The organism is Paenibacillus sp. WC2504, assembly GCF_052682475.1.
Genome location: NZ_JBQZFH010000001.1, coordinates 5,937,268 through 5,957,601, shown reverse-complemented (window position 1 = coordinate 5,957,601; position 20,334 = coordinate 5,937,268). Strand labels below are relative to the sequence as shown.

Annotated in this window: 16 protein-coding genes and 1 pseudogene; 13 read left to right on the top strand and 4 right to left on the bottom strand. The window is 37.2% G+C overall.

Going from position 1 to position 20,334, the window contains the following annotated elements; all coding sequences use genetic code 11:
* Positions 1 to 2 precede the first annotated feature (2 nt).
* Together ACUN27_RS26740 and ACUN27_RS26735 are read left to right on the top strand one after the other, a co-directional pair.
* Complete coding sequence (locus ACUN27_RS26740; RefSeq protein WP_445559820.1) at positions 3 to 2,132, top strand: Mu transposase C-terminal domain-containing protein; 2,130 nt, start codon at positions 3 to 5, stop codon at positions 2,130 to 2,132.
* Positions 2,133 to 2,143: 11 nt separating this feature from the next.
* A complete protein-coding gene (locus tag ACUN27_RS26735; RefSeq protein WP_445559819.1) occupies positions 2,144 to 3,127 on the top strand; it encodes a TniB family NTP-binding protein in 984 nt (327 codons plus the stop codon).
* Positions 3,128 to 3,377: 250 nt separating this feature from the next.
* Here the strand turns inward: ACUN27_RS26735 and ACUN27_RS26730 are convergent, their stop codons facing one another.
* Positions 3,378 to 3,740: a hypothetical protein gene (locus ACUN27_RS26730; protein ID WP_445559818.1), complete on the bottom strand. Its 363-nt coding sequence runs from the start codon at positions 3,738 to 3,740 to the stop codon at positions 3,378 to 3,380.
* Between the two features lie 230 nt (positions 3,741 to 3,970).
* Here ACUN27_RS26730 and ACUN27_RS26725 point away from each other — a divergent pair, with 230 nt between their 5' ends.
* Both ACUN27_RS26725 and ACUN27_RS26720 read left to right on the top strand, forming a co-directional pair.
* Complete coding sequence (locus tag ACUN27_RS26725; RefSeq protein WP_445559817.1) at positions 3,971 to 7,495, top strand: tetratricopeptide repeat protein; 3,525 nt, start codon at positions 3,971 to 3,973, stop codon at positions 7,493 to 7,495.
* Positions 7,496 to 8,090: 595 nt separating this feature from the next.
* Positions 8,091 to 8,846 (top strand): hypothetical protein, encoded by a 756-nt coding sequence (locus ACUN27_RS26720; protein WP_445559816.1) that lies wholly within the window; start codon positions 8,091 to 8,093, stop codon positions 8,844 to 8,846.
* 135 nt (positions 8,847 to 8,981) lie between these two features.
* Here the strand turns inward: ACUN27_RS26720 and ACUN27_RS26715 are convergent, their stop codons facing one another.
* Complete coding sequence (locus tag ACUN27_RS26715) at positions 8,982 to 9,704, bottom strand: AraC family transcriptional regulator (protein WP_445559815.1); 723 nt, start codon at positions 9,702 to 9,704, stop codon at positions 8,982 to 8,984.
* Between the two features lie 724 nt (positions 9,705 to 10,428).
* Here ACUN27_RS26715 and ACUN27_RS26710 point away from each other — a divergent pair.
* From ACUN27_RS26710 to ACUN27_RS26690, 5 genes and pseudogenes are all read left to right on the top strand, one after another.
* Positions 10,429 to 11,799, top strand: a complete 1,371-nt coding sequence (locus ACUN27_RS26710) for a UTP--glucose-1-phosphate uridylyltransferase (RefSeq protein WP_445559814.1) — start codon at positions 10,429 to 10,431, stop codon at positions 11,797 to 11,799.
* A 635-nt stretch (positions 11,800 to 12,434) separates the two neighbouring features.
* Positions 12,435 to 12,809, top strand: coding sequence for a hypothetical protein (locus ACUN27_RS26705; protein WP_445559813.1), 375 nt, complete (start codon positions 12,435 to 12,437; stop codon positions 12,807 to 12,809).
* Positions 12,810 to 12,898: 89 nt separating this feature from the next.
* Positions 12,899 to 13,433 (top strand): annotated as a pseudogene (locus ACUN27_RS26700) (SDR family oxidoreductase).
* Positions 13,434 to 13,575: 142 nt separating this feature from the next.
* Positions 13,576 to 13,923 (top strand): putative quinol monooxygenase, encoded by a 348-nt coding sequence (locus ACUN27_RS26695; RefSeq protein WP_445559812.1) that lies wholly within the window; start codon positions 13,576 to 13,578, stop codon positions 13,921 to 13,923.
* Between the two features lie 128 nt (positions 13,924 to 14,051).
* Positions 14,052 to 14,999, top strand: a complete 948-nt coding sequence (locus ACUN27_RS26690; protein ID WP_445559811.1) for an SLAC1 anion channel family protein — start codon at positions 14,052 to 14,054, stop codon at positions 14,997 to 14,999.
* Positions 15,000 to 15,631: 632 nt separating this feature from the next.
* Here ACUN27_RS26690 and ACUN27_RS26685 read toward each other — a convergent pair.
* Together ACUN27_RS26685 and ACUN27_RS26680 are read right to left on the bottom strand one after the other, a co-directional pair.
* On the bottom strand, positions 15,632 to 16,078 hold the full coding sequence (locus tag ACUN27_RS26685; RefSeq protein WP_315954782.1) for a permease: 447 nt from the start codon (positions 16,076 to 16,078) through the stop codon (positions 15,632 to 15,634).
* Between the two features lie 83 nt (positions 16,079 to 16,161).
* Positions 16,162 to 16,644 carry a hypothetical protein gene (locus ACUN27_RS26680; protein ID WP_315954781.1) on the bottom strand — a complete coding sequence of 161 codons (483 nt, stop codon included), beginning with the start codon at positions 16,642 to 16,644 and terminating at the stop codon, positions 16,162 to 16,164.
* A gap of 500 nt (positions 16,645 to 17,144) precedes the next feature.
* Between ACUN27_RS26680 and ACUN27_RS26675 the strand changes: the two genes are divergently transcribed.
* The 4 genes from ACUN27_RS26675 (at position 17,145) to ACUN27_RS26660 (ending at position 19,793) form a co-directional block, all read left to right on the top strand.
* A complete protein-coding gene (locus ACUN27_RS26675; RefSeq protein WP_445559810.1) occupies positions 17,145 to 17,603 on the top strand; it encodes a cupin domain-containing protein in 459 nt (152 codons plus the stop codon).
* A 181-nt stretch (positions 17,604 to 17,784) separates the two neighbouring features.
* Entirely contained in the window at positions 17,785 to 18,735 is a 951-nt protein-coding gene (trxB, locus tag ACUN27_RS26670; protein WP_326063385.1) for a thioredoxin-disulfide reductase, read from the top strand.
* Positions 18,736 to 18,800: 65 nt separating this feature from the next.
* Complete coding sequence (trxA, locus tag ACUN27_RS26665; protein WP_326063386.1) at positions 18,801 to 19,133, top strand: thioredoxin; 333 nt, start codon at positions 18,801 to 18,803, stop codon at positions 19,131 to 19,133.
* Positions 19,134 to 19,154: 21 nt separating this feature from the next.
* A complete protein-coding gene (locus ACUN27_RS26660; RefSeq protein WP_315954777.1) occupies positions 19,155 to 19,793 on the top strand; it encodes a cysteine hydrolase in 639 nt (212 codons plus the stop codon).
* Positions 19,794 to 20,334 lie beyond the last annotated feature (541 nt).

Here is a 20,334-nt window from a genome sequence, read left to right as displayed (position 1 = left end):
ATATGGCTAGAAACAAGTTTTCATCAGGAACGCTTTTTCTTATGGATGGCATGGAGTATGTCATTATTCGGAAAGAAAAACAAGATATTATTGTTGATTTAATACAATATAAGCAACGAAAAACTTACTCTATGTTTGAATTGGAAGTTGCATTTTATGAGGAACGTTTAACATTTAAAGATACTGGAGAACGTGCCAATAAAATAAAAATGGATCTTGAATTTACAGAAGATGAGGAAACTGAGATCAATATGAAGCTTGAGGTTCTTCACCCTGTGATCAAAGGTTATTTTCATAAGATTAAATTGGATGATTATTTAAAAACACTAAAAGATGAGAAAAATATTGTTGTAAGTAAAGCAAGTTTCTATAATTGGAAGAAATTATGGGAGCAATATGGTGATGCAAGGTACCTGTTAAAAAGAAAGCCTGGCCCTAACAAGAGAAGAACATTAGGGGAGGTCATTGAATCCCTAGAAAGAATAATGGGGGAAAAACTATATACAGGCGAAGAGATTAGATACAGGGACATTCATCGGATGTATAAAGGTGGTATTAATAAAATTAATGAGACGAGAGATGAAGATGATAAAGCAATCATTAGATCAGTTCAAACAATTTGGCGTATTGTTAAAGAAAAGCGGGACTATTATCGGCAGCAAGCAGCAAGAGAAGGTGCTGTAGCAGCTAAGCTTGAAAGGGACGGTTCCAAGCCAATGGTTGAAAAACCACCCCGTCCACTTGAACGTGTTGAATTGGATTGGACTCCGATTGATTTATTTATGGTTGATCCTAAAACACTGGAGAGAAAAAAAGCTTGGTTAGTTTACGCAATTGATGTGTTTTCAGGAAATCCATTAGGTTTCTATATAACATTCGATGCACCGGATTCATTTGCAATCAGACAATGTTTGCTTCACTGCTTTTTACCGAAGGTTTATCTTAAGAAGTTATACCCGGACGTAATTAATGAATGGACTGCGTACGGAATTCCTAAAGAACTTGTTATTGATAATGCTTCATCGAACAATTCATATAACATTGAAGAAATATGTGAAAATTTTGGTATAGATCTTTTGTTTCCAGAGGTTGCAGCTGGTCACAAAAAAGGAACAGTCGAGCGAGGCCAAAAAACGTTTAATGATATAGTTCATACTCTAAAGGGGACAACTTTTTCTAATATGTATAAAAGAAAAATGTATGATTCCAAAGGGAAAGCATGTATTACATTACAAGCTTTTTACTATATAGCCCACATTATTTTTGTTGATCTTATTTCTCACAACTGGAGTCACAGCCGGATAGGCGGCACGCCACACCAAATTTGGGAGAGAGCATTTGCAGAAGATCCTAGTTTAATTAAGGAACTACCTTTTACCAAAAAAGAAATTAAATTAGCCCTTTGTGGTGGAAGCAAAAAGAGAAAAATACAATCTGAAGGAGTTATTCTCTCAGAAACATGGTTTTGGAGTGAAGAGTTAATGCAGCTTAAGAACAAAATGAAACAAGAAGGAGATGAAGATTTAGAAGTATTGGTTAGGTTTGATTTTGCTGATGTCAAAAAAGTATATGTTCAAAATCCATATGATTACAGTTATATCGAAGCTGAAATTGATCCGAATAGAGTGAATGAATATGAAAAGCATTATGATTTGGAGCCTTCACTTCCAATACCTTATCAGCAGATAAAAGCAATTTGTTTATCAGAAGGACGCAAACGACGTGAATTTGATGATACTCATATTATTCAAGCAATTGAAAATATCCAATCTGTCGTTGAGCAGCAAGATAAAGATAAACGTAGAGGTTATACGCAAACTCTTCAAGAGGAAGCGAGTATCATAGAGGGTCTTGCACTTGGAACTTATGATTATACAATGCTCGGAGCACCAGAAGAACCAGAGACTTTTCACTATGTAGGACAGCTTACAGAAGATGAATTGAAAGTGAGAAGAGGGAATAAAGCAAAAGTTACAATTGAACCAAAAGAAACAAAAAATGGACAGGAGTCTACGGTGGTAGGAACCCCAAAAGTAAATGTAGAACAAATGGAAATAGTGCACAATGATGCTCAGAGAAGGCAAGATAATGATGATGATTTGCCAACATATGAGACTTCAATGTTAGCATAAGAGGTGGAAAAATGGACGAAAATAAAGAGTATAAGCGCCTTAACGGGATGAGGGTCGATGAGAAGGACCTTCAAGAACGATTACTTGATATCGAAAATATCGTTGTTCATCATAAGAGATTTACTGAACTCTACAATATGATACATGACTGCCATCATCTAAATGATGGTTTAGTCATCATGGGAGATACAGGTGCGGGAAAATCAACATTGTTTAAAAAATATGAATCAGCATACCCGAGGGAAACGAAAACGCGAATAAGGAATAATCATACAGAGAGATATGAATCTGTTCCAGTACTTAGAGTGGAATTAGATTCGAATTCATCTCCTTTAAACGTAGCGTCAAAAATGTTGGAGCGTTTGGGGGATCCATTTACGAATGGAACTGAAAAAGTACTAACCGCAAGGCTTAAACGGCTAATACCTGATTCTGATGTAAAAGTAATATTCATCGATGAGGTCCAGCATATTGTCGCGTCAGATACTCAAAAAGTGATATATAAAGCAGCAGACTGGATAAAGCAATTTGCTAATGATGTTAAAATACCAATTGTTTTTGGTGGTATTAAGGAAAAAGCTAAGAGTATTTTTGCATCAAATCAACAGTTAGATGAAAGATTCCCTAATAAACAAGAATTTAATGTATTTCCGTATTCTAATCCGGATGAGCAAAAAGAATTTCGAGGATACCTTAAAGGCATCGAGGTAAAGTTGCCATTTGCTGATCGAAGCAGTTCAAAAATTTATGATCCATATCTTGCTGAAAAAATTTACTATGCAAGTTTGGGTACGCCCAGGACAATCTATCACTTACTTAGGCATGCTTCCTCAAAAGCATTGAGAGCTGGAAGTGACATGTTAGAAGAGAAGCATTTATTTGAAGGATTTGGTTTGTTATCTTTTGAGACCAGGCCGAAGGTTATTAATCCGTTTGATGGGAAAGTGTTTAATCTAAGTGTTGCATTAGAAAAAGAAAATCCTAAAAAAACTTAGTGTCATGAGAAAAACAAGTTCTAAAAATCTATTGTTTATTTATGAGGATGAATCTATTGAAGGGTATACTTTTATTACATAACCAGGGACTGTATATTTTACAGTCTCTTTCTTGATTATAGAAAATGATGTGAATGTTAATCATATTGTAACTATGAAATAGGTTGTTATTGATTTTCAACCAAAAGAAAAACCGCCTCATGAATAAGGCGGTTAATTTAACTATCATTCTCTGATAGACTGTATTGACTTAGGTTCGAACACTTTTATTTGTATTGCCCCACCAAATTAATCCAATAATACCAAGCAGTGCAACCCACCAATACTGTCCAAAGTCTATCTTTAAGCCAGCTATTGTAATTGCCAGCGGCACAACAATGGCATGAGTTATTCCGAGAGCGGCATATAAGAAATAATGTAATCCCTCATGCTCGACCTTTGACTGGAAATAACTAATACCCGTAATGACCGTAAGGATAACGGACGCAAATATTAACCAATGTGCTGAACTATATGTAGAGCCCATATCATGTTGATCGCTGTACGCATGTAAAGCAATGAAGCTTAGAATCATCGATGCAAGTGTACCTGATATCTGCAAGATAAATTTCATAATGCTACTCCACCTCCTCTCCACATGAGTTGTCCCCACCATTAGCATATGAGGATATCTACGTTTTAGTAGGACAAAATATTTCGGATCTGTTGTTTTTTCATAAAGATTATCTAATTCAAAATGACATAAACTTTTAATTCAAAATCAACTATATTCGCTAGTCTTAATATCGTCTGTAGTGGTACACTTATTGTAAATATTATACAACAGGGTTGGAGTGAGTATGCTTGGCTGCAATTACTATTCTTGCGAAAATCGCACCATTATTTTTAGGATTTGTAATGCCACGAGTAAAAAATAGTAAGCTCATTCGTGATTTACACACTAAGTGGACCCAAGACAACTATTCATCAAAAGTCAAAGCAATGTTTACTGCGGCATATGATGATTCTAAAGCTTTGTATGATCTTCCTGATGAGCTGTTGAATGATTTACTAGGAGATAAAGTTAATCGAGAAGAAGTATTTAGATGGATTGTCGAAGGTGTTCCAGCTGAACATATTGAAACTGAGAAACTCAATTTATTGCCTTATATGGAATTGTATCCTCGATATCAAGACATGCTCTTAGCGTTCTTTATAACAATTAATAGCAAAATTCATGATTTCAAGGATTCAAAATGGGACCCAGAATTTTTACAAATTTTATCAAGTATTAGTTCGTTGGAGCAAGAGATCAAAGAAGGTATTACAAGCATACAAACCTCACAAAGCCAAATATTAGAGAAATTTGATGTTATTAACGCATATTTTGAGCCCGTATCGATTAGCGATCTGAATGATTTAATAAAGTCAGGTGAGGTAAAGACTGCCCGTGAACGAGCGTTAGAAAGATTGAATAAGAAGCCCTTGAGTCAAAACGAACTTATGGAACTTAACGCGGCAATTGGTTCATGCTATTTTCTAAATGGTCAAGAAAAAGAGGCAATACCCTACCTACATGCTTCCATTGTTTATTGCCAAGATGTTGCCAGAAAGAATCGGATTACTTCCTTAATTCACCTTTTTGAGGGTCATTACGACGAAGCGCTAAGATACGTGAATTTAGCAATTGAAAAGGAAGGATTTACTCAAAGGAATCTAGAGAATTTAATAAATATCTACAGCAGGCAAGGTCAATATAGACTTGCTATAGAAATGATTGAAGAGCATTCAGATCTAGATCTGAAAGAATTAAATGCTTTCTTATTAATAAATGACAAAAAGTACGATCTAGCATTAGACCTTACTAATAATGAATTAATAACGGACCCTGATAACTTTACTTGGTTGCTAATGAAGTGCGAGATCCAGACACTAATGCTGGATAGTCAGGTCATACATGATCAAATTGTTAATACAGACGAAGTGTATAAAACGATTATGCCTATATTGAATAAATTGGAGAAACTAGATAAGCAAAATGACAATGTCAATATGCGTATCAAGGAACTAAAGGCAGCAATTGCGTTTAGAAACCAACATTTTGCAGAAGCCAAAGTTTTTTTTGAATGGGTGTATAATCACAAACAGGAAAATAGAGAGTTTACTTTTAGAAATTTTCTTTCCTGTTGTTTATGTGATCAAGACTGGGGAAAATCAATTGAGCTACTTACTGGTAAAATAGATGCGAATGTATTCGAAATTAATGATATTACCACTTTGGGTAGGGTCTATATTGATTCAGGTGAGCCAGAACTCGCCAAGTCATTGTTTGAAGAAAAGCGTTCTTTACTGAATATGCAAACTCAGTCAGCCTTGAAATATTATTTTGTTTATTTAGACAGCCTGATGCAATCGTTGAATCATTCTCAAATTGAGACTTTTATTCAAACACTAGAAGCAGAACACTTTTTTGAAGTGGGGATTCAATGTTTAAAGGCTTATTATGCTACGATTGTTCATGACTGGAACGAAGCTGTTATTCTATGGGAGTCATGTATTAATCATTTGGATGGCGAGGTATTTGCGGAAGCAGCAACAAATTTATCCCAAGCATATGTCAATAGAGGATCAATAAACGATTTTGAAAAAGTAACGGAGCTTATTGTTAGAATCCCATATTGGCGACACCATGAGCCTTTAATTAATCGATACGTTAGAGGGCTTTACGAAATTGGTGAATATGAAAAAATAATTCAACTATATCATGAATCTCCTACTGACAATCGATTGCTGAGCGAAACGGTTACATCCATTTATTATGACTTCGGCTGGTTTGATATTGCTAAAGATAATTATATGGTGTTGTTTCAAAAAACAAATGATATTGAATATTTATGTAGATATGCAAACTGTCTTTACAGATCTGGATTTACGGATAAATGCCTTGAAATGTTGAATTCAATTGAGAAAAGAATAAAAGAGAAACCATCCCTTGGGAATTATCAATTGATGTGTGTTAGTTATTTAAGCGCACACAATTACAGTAAGGCGATGGATTACGCATATAAGATGTTTGAACTCGCAAAAGACAATCCTGATGTTTGGCGCTTTTATTTCATGAAATTTCTACAAATCACACAGAATATCAATGAACCCTTGGATGAATGGGTTCAGGCTTATCAATATGTATGTGAAAACTTCACAGATAAATTCCCAAGTGAAGATCCACTATTTACTCCGTTTAAAATTATGAATGAAGATAACATTATTTCAGAAGAATTTCTAAATCAGCTAAAAGGTCAAAGCGAATCAATTGAGCGAGCAACTCAAGTGGTCCAGGAAAATAAATTGCCCCCAAGTTTTATGGCTGAATTTCTTGGAAAGGGTCCTTATGAAACATGGATGCATTTTTTTAATAGTGCAGATTTAGATTTTTGGGTACTTCAAGATAACATTGAAGTTGAAATTGAAAAGGGATTGCAGGTTGCCGCGGATTCCAAAGGAATTTTATGTGACCCTTCTATATTACTTACATTAAGACAGCTTAATCTACTTGACGTACTTGCCCTTAATTACACGCTCTATATTCATCAAGATAGTTTCAACAAGTTGTTTGAGGAATTCATCCAGAAGAAAGCAATAAGTGAAAAGGGGCATGCAACATTAGCCTATATAGATGGGAAAATTATTCATACAGAAAATTCTATGGAGCATATGAATGCATATATAAGTCAGCACGAAGAATTTATTAATTGGATAAATGCAAATTGTGAAAAGGTAGGTAACAAAATAAGTAATAAGGAAAAAGATGAAAGGATGGCTTTCCTTCAATCTCCAATTGAGAGCTGTTCTGAAAATGGGATTAACATGATGGTTGACAGTTATGTGGTGAGGAAATACGCCAGAGATAATTACGGCGTAGAATCATTTAATGTTTATGAGTGGTTATTTCTCATGTTTGTCAATGGCAAGATTATTAATGAGAAATTTCTTGACTCGTTCGGAGAACTTCTTAACATGGGTTACACGCTGCTTCCGATAAATGCTGAGACTTTAATTCATCATTTGCATGCAAATAATTACCTCATATCAGATAAAATAAGTAAATTGTTAGGATATTTGAGACGAGCTGAACTCAGTCATGAATATGCAATTGACATTAGTTCAAAAGTTTTAAAGTGGATATGGCTAGAAAGCATGCCAACAAATCAAAGGCACTTGATAACAGATATGGTGTGTGAAGTTATTACTTTTCAGAAAAATAAAAATGAAGTAATTAAACAGCTACTCGCGGTTACTAAATCAATTTTCCCAACATTAGTCCAGCATCAGTATATTAAATTAGAGCAGTCAGTTCACAGTTGGTTACAAAGTCAACATCTTATCTGAATTTAGGTAATTACCAATGATAAAAAAGCCACCACTCCATTTCAATCGCTTTATCCAAGGCGGTCTAAAAGTTCATTTTAACGGGTGAACTTTATTCGAATTGGTAGGTGGCTTTTTCGCTTGATAGCTTTAGAATAATTAGTAAACTTATGTAGTTATAGCACTTCGCTCAATGAATTTCAAATTACAGCGTAGAGTAGATGGAAAAAGAAACGTGAGGTAAACGAAACTGAGTATCGAAGGAGTATACTCGAATTCTTCTTGTTCTTGGAATAGCAGTTTCAATAACTTTCTTACACAAGAAGAGGGTTATTTTGGGGACATAAAACCGAATGAATATTTATGCATAATCACTTTATGGAGGTTGAATTTTTTTTCTAAGGAATTCTGCAACAAACATTCAATTTCACTCCGGAGTTCATGAAGTTCTAACGAATTCTGAAACAACAATAACGGAGCGCCGCGGGTTTGCGGGCTCCGTTTTCTATTTATTTATGGAATATCACATTTTTTTTTTTTTTTTGTTTTTTGTGTAAGTAAAGGCATTTTAGGCGCATACAGAGAATTAAAACAACTTGAATTTAAATCGAAATTTTTGAAGCTTTTAATACGTGATGATCAAGAAGCATTAAATAGAAAACGAATGATTTGGACAAGTATTGGGGTTGTTGGGCAATTTCAGTATTCTAAAATATATGAATACAATCACTTGGAATTTAACGAATATTTATTCGATCTAGGTATACTTCCAAATATATCTATTGTTGAATCTGGTTTATTATCCAAACAGCAATTACTAGAACTCAAACCATTTTGTATACCAGGAAATAATTACCTTCGCTATACTCTGAATCAATTCGGAAAGGAAGATTTTCATGTAGCTAATAGTGAATGCAATAAGTATCTCTCTTTACCGCTCGAGCAAAAAGTTAGTGTATGGAAAGAAACTCATCTAAGAAAGGCACATTTAACTAATACTTGGAAAATTGAGCGCTCCAGAGCCAAGGCTGCAGAAAGCTTTCGATCTTCAAAAACTATCCCTTTAGAAACTGGGTCACTTACGATGTTAACGACACAGGTGAGCTACTGTGCTTCAGATGTACTTAGGTTATTCGGTTCTGATGTTTTAATCTCTTGTTCAAAAGTAAACGTGCAAAAAATGGAAGAATACTCTGTAAAAGGGTATTTGAAGAAAACAGAACTAAAGTCATTTAGAAGAATTTCAGATGTCCAAGAAAAATATTATTTAATGACTTTGCAACGCGAAGATGTGAAACGTAGATATTGGGAATGGAAATTAAAAAAGAAATTCTATATTGAGTCAATTAGCAACTTTTTGGAATGTCAGTGATTAAGTGATAGCTTACAGCCACAATATCGTTTTTGTAATTTAGCCAACTTGGCTGAACTCGCAATATAGAACAGAAAAATAAGCGACAAAGAGAAACGATCCTTATTCTTAAGGATCATTTCTCTTTGTCTGCCGTTACTGCTTATTTGGTTTTCCCTGCTTTTGGCGTATACCCGGTGAGCTTGCGGTAGGAGCGGAAAAAATTTGAGTAACTTTTAAATCCGGACATGAAACAAGCCTGGGTAGGGGGTATCCCTGCACGATCAACTCGTCCGCCATTCGAATTCTTTTATACGTAATATATTGATTAACAGAAAAGCCGGTTACATCTTTAGATGTACGACATAGATAGGATTTGGTAACAAAGAATTTCTGAGTTAATGAATCCAGGTCAAGCTCCTGATCCAGATTGGCATTGATAAATTCAAGAATTGAGGCTATTTTGAAATTTGCTTTTATATTAGGTCTTGGCAACCCTACTTCGGCAATATGATTGATCGTGAATAGAATCTGAACAATGACACATTTTGCGACATATTCACTCTCCGCATTATTCTCCTGAAGAAGCTGACGCAGCTTGGAAAATAGATCCAGAAGTCCGCTGTTGATGACGTTTTGGGGTTTCATTTGATTGTCTTGGCCCAGCTTACGGAATTTGATCGTGCGGAAGAAATCAACGCTGTTCAGCATAAAAGGAGGTAGCAGGTTTTCATCCAAGCCCAGTACTACACGTTCATACGGGACTTCGTCGGAGATATTTACCACATGGAGCTCATTCGAATTTATCATCAGAATGAAAAGCTCCAGTTCGTACCTGACTCCTTCAATCGTATAGTTGCCGGCGCCGCTGATAAACATATAAATTTCATAGCCTTTGTCATCATGCGGCTTGTGGATCTTGGGGTTGGGCCGCTCATCCCTTGTGTGGTGGTAACCAAATGAACCGTCTAGATCCTTTTGTTTTTCGGTGAGGAAAAAAGCATTAATCGAGGAGCGATCGTTATGCTAACGGATTGTATAGCTCAATGAACACACCAATGGGAGGGTGCCGACATGAACGGCAGCCTCCATTACATTAAATAGGCAGAATACTTCGAACGTGCCTAGAACTAATAATCATGAATGGAACGTATATTGAGAAAGTAGGTTGTAAGCGTGGCGTTTGCACAACTCATTGTGGAGCTAAACTGTCTGTACGGGATAGCTCACCAAGATGAAGGCATGCACAAGCTCCCTTTGAAATAGCCTATTCAGATGAAAAGGGTGAGGCAGTCTCTGATGCGTGGATAGGATTTGGAGGCGATATGGACCCAAATCCTTATAACGACAAAATACTATCGGAACTAAAATAATCATGGAAAAAATCTTTTTAAAAATAAAGTGAATGAAGCATATGAAGCAGCACAGACTACTTGAAGCTGAAGAATGAAATTCAACTATCGGAGTTCTGATACCGCGGCGATGGAACAGATCTATCGCTTGTTTTAGTTAATTGCACTTCGATTTAATCTATGGTAATTTTCCCAATGATAAAATCAAGGAATAACGATGCAATTCGTAATCTTTACATAGGAGGTTTTCCGTGGATAACCGATATGACAAACTCTATAAAAAGGCGCAAGCCTACGGCCAGGAGCAAATACTCAAACTTTACCCCTTTCTATCCAAAACTTCAAAGAGCAAAATGCTGGATCAGATGGAACAGTTGGATTTTGCCGAACTCCACGAGCTTTTTCATCATATGGAGCAGCCATTAGTAAGTACCTACGATATTACGCCTATAGATGCTTACGATTCGGAAGATTACAGCGAGGAGGAGCGGAAGCAATTAACCCAAACCGGCTGGGACCGGCTTCGTCAAGGTAAGGTCGCGGCTCTTGTCGTCGCTGGAGGGCAGGGAAGCCGACTAGGGCACGAAGGACCGAAGGGTACCTATAACATCGGGCTACAGTCAGGAAAGTCGCTGTTCCAACTGCAAGCTGAGCGCTTGCTCAACTTGTCCCGTAGAGCCGGCCAGTTCATCCCCTGGTACATTATGACCAGCCCGGAGAATCATCAGGAAACGGTACGATATTTTCATGCATCGGAGTATTTCGGCTATGCCCCGGACGACATTTTCTTCTTCCGGCAAAATGTCCTACCAGCACTGGATTCCCTAGGACGCGTCCTGCTATCTGCCAAGGACGAAATCGGCCTTAGCCCCATCGGGAACGGCGACGTCTTTGCTTCCATGAAGCAATCCGGCGCCTTGGACGACCTAAAACGTCGGCGAGTGGAGTGGCTTTTCTATTACAATGTCGATAATGCCTTAATCCGGGTTGCCGATCCGCTGTTTGTTGGAGCTGCTGCACATTGTAACCATCCGATTGCCACCAAAGTCGTGGAAAAAGCCTACCCCGAGGAAAATGTCGGCATTCTTTGCCTAAAAGGCGACCGACCCGCTGTCGTGGAATACATTGACGTGCCTAAAGAGCTAATGTACGAAACGGATAGCTCGGGCCACTTGAAATACGGGTTGGGCAACCTTTCGATCCATCTGTTTCGTACTGATTTTATAGAACGGTATGCGGATACGCATATTCCTTATCACGCGGCCCATAAAACGGTCAAATATATAGACGATCAGGGCAATACGGTTCAGCCGACATCGCCCAACGCTTTTAAATTTGAAAAATTCATTTTTGATTTCTTCCCGCTCGCCGAACGTATGACGGTGTTGAAAGTACGAAGAGACGAAGAGTTCGCCCCTGTCAAAAACAAGGAAGGCAAGGACAGCCCGGCGACAGCACGCCGACTTGTCCAGGATTTGTATAAGCGCTGGCTTTTGGAAGCAGGTGCAGCCCCCTCCGTGCTCGAAGGCAGGGATATCGAAATTTCCCCGTTGATTTCTTATGCGGGAGAGGGACTGACTCCGGAAGTTGTGAAAGCACTTCTTGATACACAGTATAACTGATGGTTAGCATTATTGATTGAAAAATGGATGGCTGTATCAATTTTGTTGAAGTAACGGGAGGATAGTTAAATTAGAGTATCTAATTTAGGTTATGAGTATTATGGATATTAAACTTGCTCGGAAACACTGAAAAACCACAAATAGAATATATCGCATAAATAAAGATAGACAGACTGCCAGTGATAAACTTGGTGGCCTGTTGGTGCTAACGATGAACGATAGCTCAATAAACTTCAGTAGAATCTTGCAAATATGGAAATTGTTGTCATTAGTGGCGGCAGCAATCCCTCATCAATTGCGGTACAAATCAGCGAAGCTAGCACACTTTTGGTGCAGGAGTTGATCCTTGCTAATGATGTTGCAACCAGTTGCCGGAGGAAAGTTTCATACAATAACAGATTAGAATCAATTTCCATATAAATTTTATACCGCATTAAAGCTTAAATATTACTTTTTACATACTATATAACCAGAAAGTAAGTACTTTTTTTTTAGTTACTTTTGTTCCATAATGACTCTTGTGGCCACGAAGCATTAACCTAATTGATAAAAATCAGCTGATTGCATTATAGAGTGAATGTAAAAACATACTAACCAATGTGCATTATTAATTGATGTATCCGGGAGAAAAGTAAATGAGCTCAACAATTGAACAATTAATAAATAAACACATTGAAATATGGAGTGAAACAGACTCCAAGAAGAGAAGAATTAAAATTCAAGAAGCATACACATCAAACTGCCGGGTGTTTGATCCGTTTTTCTCCGATGTAATTGTTGGTCATAACGCTCTAGATGACCTTATTGATGAAGTACAAGCCAAAAATCCTGGAAAAGTGTTCACGGTTATTCCCGGTACAGTAGACGAACATCATGATCAAGCGAGGTTTAGTTGGAGGTACGAATCATCTGAGAATTCAATCGTGATTACTGGACAAGACTTCATTGCTGTAGAGAATGGTTCGATTCATTCCTTGACTGTATTTGTAGACAAGCCGACTTCAGATTAATCATTTTATATAAACGTAAGTAAGCGGGGAATAAGAATATGGGGTAATTTGATGGGAAAGTAGCAGTAGTAACAGGAGGCACAAGCGGAATTGGCCTCCAAGCAGCCACGCAGTTTGCAAAAGAAGGTGCTCATGTATATATTACAGGACGCAGACAAGCGGAGCTTGATGTAGCGGTAAACAAATAGGGAACAACGTAACTGGCGTTCAAAGGGACATTTTAGTGAAGAGCATTACGATAAAACCTTTGATGTTAACGTTAAAGGAACGCTTTTCACTGTTCAAAAAGCCCTGCCTTTGTTCCCCGATAACGTTGGATCTATAATCATGACTGGTTTAACGGCGGGTTCTAGGCAGATGGCTCGTAACTGGATTCTTGATTAAAAAGGGACAAAAATTCGTGTAAACGTCCTAAGCCCTGGATTTGTTCATACGCCAGCGTATGATTATTTGTTCGCTGAGAATACTAATTCTGTTCTAGAACATGCTACCAATATAACTCCACTAGGCAGGGTTGGAACTGTTGAAGAAATTGCTAATGCTGTAATGTTCCTCGCCTCAGATGAAAGTAGTTATATTAATGGAATTGAGTTATTCGTAGACGGCGGAGTTGCTCAGATTTAATGATGTGAATTTCCAATCTGGAGGATTTAACCAATGAAAACACAATTCGGGCAAGCGCTAAGTGTAAGAATTAGTGCACGAAATTAATATATGAATGCTAAGAATGAACGGAAAAAATATTATTATAATTGGAGGATTTAAAATGAATAAAACAGAACAGACCGTCATTATTGCTCGTTTTAAGTTGAAAGCTAACTCAGATAAACAAGCTTTTTTTGATAACCTAAAACCGCTCTTTGATACAATGTCAAAAGAACCTACTTTTGTAAATGGGATTGTACATGAAAACGTTGATGATCCTGATGAAATTGTACTCTACGAAATTTGGAATTGTTCTAAGGAGACTTGGCTGGCAGAGGAAGAAACGAAATCTTACCGTCAAGGTCCATACACTCGTGCAGCAGAATTCTTGTTGAGTAGAGAACTTGGTTTCTACTCGGCATTCGGAGAATGGGGAACTACGATTACTGCTGGTAAACATTTTTCCTAAAATCAACTTAAAGTTTTTCATTAAAAAGGTTCAGCTACTTGAAGTTTAAGGAGCTGTTCCTTTTTCTTATAATTGCTTAATCTAAAAATATGTAGTAAAGAAGGGATACACCCATGGGATCATCTAAAATGGAACAATTAAAATTTTTATCTGTTAACTCATTTGGGTCGGTTATGGGCATATCAGGACTTTCGCTTGCTGGAAGGTTATCTCATAATCTGTTTGGAACCTCCTCGCTGATTGCAGAATTGATTGGTTTGATGGGTATCATTATGTTTGTGCTTCTAAGTGTTTTTTTTGCCATAAAGTGGTTCAAATTCCCAAGTGTTATTTATTCAGAGTTTTCAAACCCAATTGGCGGTAATTTCTATGGAGCGATCACCGTTGCTATCTTACTTCTTTCTTCAGTCATTTTACCTTACAACCAAATTCTTGGGCAAGCGATATGGATAATAGGTACAAGTCTAACAATATTATTAAGCTACTTCATGGTATCTCGTTTATTTAAGGTTAAACAGGATCCACGACATGCTGTTCCTGCCATGTTAATTCCTGCTGTTGCCATTTTGAATGTACCAGTTACGGGGGTTGCAATGCCGTTTGCTTGGATTCATGAATTGAACTTGTTTTGTATAGCGGTAGGGGGCGTTTCGTCGCTCATTTTCTTGACTATGATTTTTACTCGATTGATCCATCACGAACCTATGGCAGCAGGCATGAACCCCTCTTTGTTAATTTTGATTGCACCTTCTGAGGTTGGCTTTCTTGCATATGTATCTATGACAAAATCTATTGATATATTTGCATCAATTTTATTTTATTTTGGTCTTTTTTTATTCATGGTATTGTTTTTCAAGTCAGTTAATAAGTCCATTCCGTTTAGTACGGCTTGGTGGGCAGTAAGCTTTCCATTGGCTGTTCTTAGCAATGCAGCTTTGAAGTATGCCCTGTATGTAAACACATGGCCGACTAAGGTCATTGCAGCTTTTATCCTTATCTTGACTACATTTGTTATTGTTATTATTTTTATTCGGACTATTAAATACTTAATTAGTGGAAAGCTGCTGCAGGGATAATGGCATGTGATTATTATTTTGTACTTTCAATGATTAACTGTGTTTGCTTTTAACTGTAAAGTCTTCCGTGCGACTTAGTATTACTTTTAAGTGAATCCTAAGTCGCCTTCAGTGTCTGGAAGCAAGCATTGTTCAATATGCTCAAAGAAGATTTACTTTGAGTCCTGTTATCAAAGCAGTAGCTGATACAGGATTGTTTTACGCGTTTCCGAAACCCGCTATGCTGATGCGTACCTTACCTTAGCCTAGTTCCAAGAGTGCAGTATACTGGACCTAGTACGCGAAGAGGAAGGAGGAAGTATTACTATTGTGGGAAATCGTGGAGTACATCGCATTATGGTTGAATCAAGTTGGTGATATTTTCATAAGCCGACGAAAACTACAGGAAGAAAATGGAAGAGTTGCGTGAGAAATAGTCGGATTCATATGAAAACTAAAAGCTTGTTTAGAACTGTGTGTGACAATGGTTTTTAGGTATGTAATCTTAACGAATGTCATCAACTGCAGTGACCAGCCCGCAAATTATCAGGATGCTAGCGATTACTTGAGATTGATCAGAAGCCTAGATTTTTGCTTACAATAACAAGTAACACTCTCTTACTAAAGGGGGCTTGCAGTTACATAAAAGGAATCTATAATCGTTCAGCTTTTTGGTATAGATCAGCTTTCTGTTCTTTCGATGTCATGGCTTCTAGCAAGAATGCAGTCAGAATGATCCCTGGAACGTTGATTAGAAGCCGGGTTAAAGCAAAGGTTGATCCTAAAGATGACATTTCGAAGAGCAACATTGGTATTTTCGTTGAGGACCAAGCACCGATGAGAATCATAATATTCCTGAACTTGACACCCTTTTTCATGAAAGCCGCAGCCACCGGAAAAGATGCATAGAGCGGACCAGCAGCAACAGAACCAATAAGAAAAGCTAGAAAGATCCCCTTCCAGCCAGATGTTTCTCCCATGTACTTCACCATGATTTCCTTTGGTACCCAAGTATCCAAAAGTCCCATTAATATAAAGATGGGGGGAATGACAAGCATCATTGCTTTCAGACTTGATGTGGAAACCTTTATAGCATTCAATCCGACAGTCCCCTTATAGAAATACAAGAGAATTAAAACTATGATAGTCAATAACGGAAACCTGTATCGTTTAATTATTCTTCTCATGCGCCCACCACCCAGCCAATTATCATAGCCACAAAGAGAGAGAATAGAAATGCCACGATATTTCGAGAAAGTGTTAGCCTTTTTCCGAAATATTTCATCTCCAAAGGTGCAGTGACGATACCCACTGTCAAAAGGGTAGACACTAATGCCGCTGCTTGCATGACGCCAGCCCCTTTTTGTAATAACAGGGCAACCATAGGAAAAGCAACAAAACCAGGGATAATAACAATAGAACCTGCAATTGCGGATATCAGTACACCAATAAAACCGCTGGATGAGCCGATGAAATGACTGATTGTTTCTGGATGAAGGATTGATAGTAAAATGCCCATTATAAATATGATCCCAAGTAATTGAGGCAAAATATTTTCGAAAGACTTCCATGCTTTCATTAAAGATCGTTTGGTCTTTCCTTTGTCTTTCCAATAGGAGAGAACCAGCAAAAGTAATGTCAGTCCATATATGATCGTATTACTCATAATTTTACCTTCTTTACTATTAGTTTATAAGTGCTTATTTATTAATATCTGCAATATTCACAACCTTTTCTGAATTCGATTATTATCACTAATAACATTCAAATGTATGCAATAGAACCAGCAGTTCAAATTAATTCTTGAACTGCTGGTTTTATGAGGTTTTCAATAAATAAGTAATACACTAATTATATCATTGGGAGAATTGGAATTATGGGAAATATAGATTCGTTCCAACTATTCCTTTTCCAAATGCCAGCAGTAGTAAGGCACTTCCAATAATAGTCTGTAGAATAGATTACAGAATAAATAAATGGTTAGCCTTAAAATAGGAGAGCAGATAAGGAGGAGCAATTGAGTTGAAAGACTCAATAAATCCGGTTCAACATATAGCGACTGTCGTTGTAAGAATATAAAAAATAGTTAGCTTAACCTCCAATTACTCTAGAAGTTAAATTGCTGCAAACATTGAAAACATTATAAATTAGGAGGCACAATATATTATGTCAAAAGTTTTAGATGTCATGGGACCACGTATTCAACTCGTAACGGATTTAATAGAAAATAAGGATTATTCCCTCATGAAGGCTGAAGTTCCAGCAGGAGTTATCGTTCCTGTTCACAGTCATGATGATCGTGAAACATTTGTTGTTCTTGCAGGGGAACTTGAAGCATTCACGGAAGACAGTTGGAAAACAGTAAAAGCTGGTGAGACCGTTGATATCCCTGGAGATGTAAAACATGCTTGGAGGAATTCCTCTAACGAGACAGTAACATTGTTAGTCGTATCGACAGTAAAAATGGGGGGATTTTTCAATGAAATTGGGCGCCCTGTTGACACAGTGCCACCTGGACCTCCTTCGCTAGAGGTATTACAACACTTTGTTGAAGTTGCGATAACTTATGGGTATTGGCTCGGCACACCAGAAGATAATGCTTTGATCGGTATTAAGCTAGGTTAATATATTATCAGAAGAAATGCCCTATCTACGAGACTTAAAAAAGAGGAATCCGGACTAAATTGCGGTTTTTTTTTTATGGTGTTTAAATCATATCCGCATAATCGAATAGGATGGAAGGGGAATAACAAATAACATATTGCTAAACATTATTAGTTGTTCCAGCAATTAAGGAGGAAATCAAATGAATCAAGCGATCATTATCGGTACTGGGCCCGCTGGACTTACCGCTGCAATATATTTAGCTCGTGCAAATTTAGAACCAATTATTATTGAAGGTCCTGAACCAGGTGGACAATTAACTACCACTACTGAGGTTGAGAATTTTCCGGGTTTTCCAGAAGGAATGATGGGACCAGAGTTGATAGAAAATATGCGAAAACAAGCAGAACGATTCGGTGCAAAGTTTCGTTCAGGATGGGTTGATAAAGTGAATTTATCCGACCGACCTTTTAAATTAACTCTTGAAGGAGGAGAAGAACTCGTAGCAAACTCCATCATTATATCAACAGGTGCCTCCGCGAAATACCTTGGCATATCAGGTGAAAAAGAAAATGTGGGACGAGGTATTAGTACTTGTGCAACTTGTGATGGGTTCTTTTTCCGTAACAAAAAGATTATTGTTGTTGGTGGTGGAGACTCCGCTATGGAAGAAGCACACTTCTTAACGAAATTTGCATCAGAGGTACGAATAGTTCATCGACGTGAGGAATTACGCGCATCAAAAATTATGCAGGACCGTGCTCGTCAAAACCCAAAAATCACATGGAGCTTGAATAATACCCCCTTAGAGGTGCTATCAGGGGAACGAGGGGTAACTGGGTTAAAAGTTCTCAATAATATCACATCTGAAGAAGAGATTATCGAAACAGAAGGCATTTTTGTTACGATAGGACATACACCTAACACAAAATTCCTTGACGGCCAGTTAGATACGGATGACATTGGTTATTTGATCGTAAAACCAGGGTCTTCTGAAACTAACATTCCGGGTGTGTTTGCCTGCGGCGATGTGCAAGATAAGAAGTATAGACAAGCCATTACTGCAGCTGGAAGTGGTTGTATGGCAGCTTTAGATTGCGAGAAGTTCCTTGAAGGTTCTATGTTTCATGATTGGAGTAAAACGCTTGTGTAAAAAGGGATTAGAGAAATATTTGTATGAATTATGATGAATTTATCAAACACCAGGAGGTTATAATAATGGATGTTATTTCGTTAACTAAGGATAGCTTTCATAAGCAAATTGAACATGGAGTTACACTTGTAGATTTTTATGCAACTTGGTGTGGTCCTTGTAAGATACAGTTGCCTATTGTAGAAGAAATAGCTAAAGAACTGAAGAGTGAGGCTACAATTGCTAAAGTGGATATAGATGCGGAATCTGACATTGCATCAGAGTATGATGTGAAAAGTATTCCTACTTTAATGATTTTTAAAGATGGTTACAAATTAGAAACATTTGTTGGCGTTCAGAGCAAAGCGTTTTTAAAACAAAAAATTAATGAGTATACAGCAATAGGTGATACTTGTTAAATCTATTTGAAGGAGTAAAACATGGAAATTAACCAACAAACAACTGCGATTGTTGTGACTGACCCTCAAAATGCATTCTTAAGTCCATCTGGTTCTGGCTATGAATTAACGAAAGATGTTATTAAAGAAGTCAATATGATCGAGAATCTGGAACTAGTATTTAAGACAGCAAAGCAACACAATTATCAAGTTTTTGTTTCACCACATTATTATTATCCTCATGACCATAAGTGGGAGATATTGAGTGTCGGTGAAAAAATGATGCACGATCTAAAATTGTTTGACGTAACTAGCCCACAAACTGAAGTGCCCCAATCATCTCAAGCAGATTTTTATGAACTGTATAAACCCTATATTGAAGATGGGAAGACAATTATTACAAGTCCACATAAAATCTTTGGACCAGAATCAACGGATCTCGTTTTGCAATTACGTAAAAGAGGGTTTAGTAAAGTCCTACTCGCAGGAATGAACTCTAATATTTGTGTTGATTCTCATATGCGAGAGCTTGTTGAACAAGGGTTTGAAGTTGCTGTCATTCATGATGCAACCGCTGCTCCAGGCATGGATGCCTATAATGCTGGAAAGCTTAATTTCGGATTGCTATGTAGTGGCTCATGGACGGCAAAAGAAGCTGCCGAAAAAATGAGTTCAAAGTAGAGGATAACGACGATAATTTTTTTATTAATGAAATATCCTAAGAGGCCGTTGGTAATCCAACAGCCTTTTTCTTATAAATGGTTATAGATTAGGCTTGTTTCAATGATATGACTGAATCCATAAGTATGTGGGTACTGTCTGTACAATAGACTCCAAAGACGTTTATTTAAATCGAAAATGTGAAAATAATAAATCAGACTATTTTTGGGATAATATAAAATGGTAAAGCTTAGTTGTATAAAAAGATGTGTGAATTAGATTACAGAAGAATCTTTCATTTAGAAGTATGCTGATAAAGTAATAAAACAATAACAATTATAACGAGAAATCATTATTATTAGCGATATATTATCTGATGATTTGGATCAACCTAATGATTTAGTCATCTATGAGAATTGGCAGAGAACAAGGAATAGTTGGTTGCAGGAAGAATTTACGAAACCTTATCGGAAGAATTATAAAGGTACTCTTGGTGAGCTGATCGAGGACAGAGTGGTTAGTTGGTTAGAGCCAAAAGGAGAATAAGGAAGTACGTTAACGG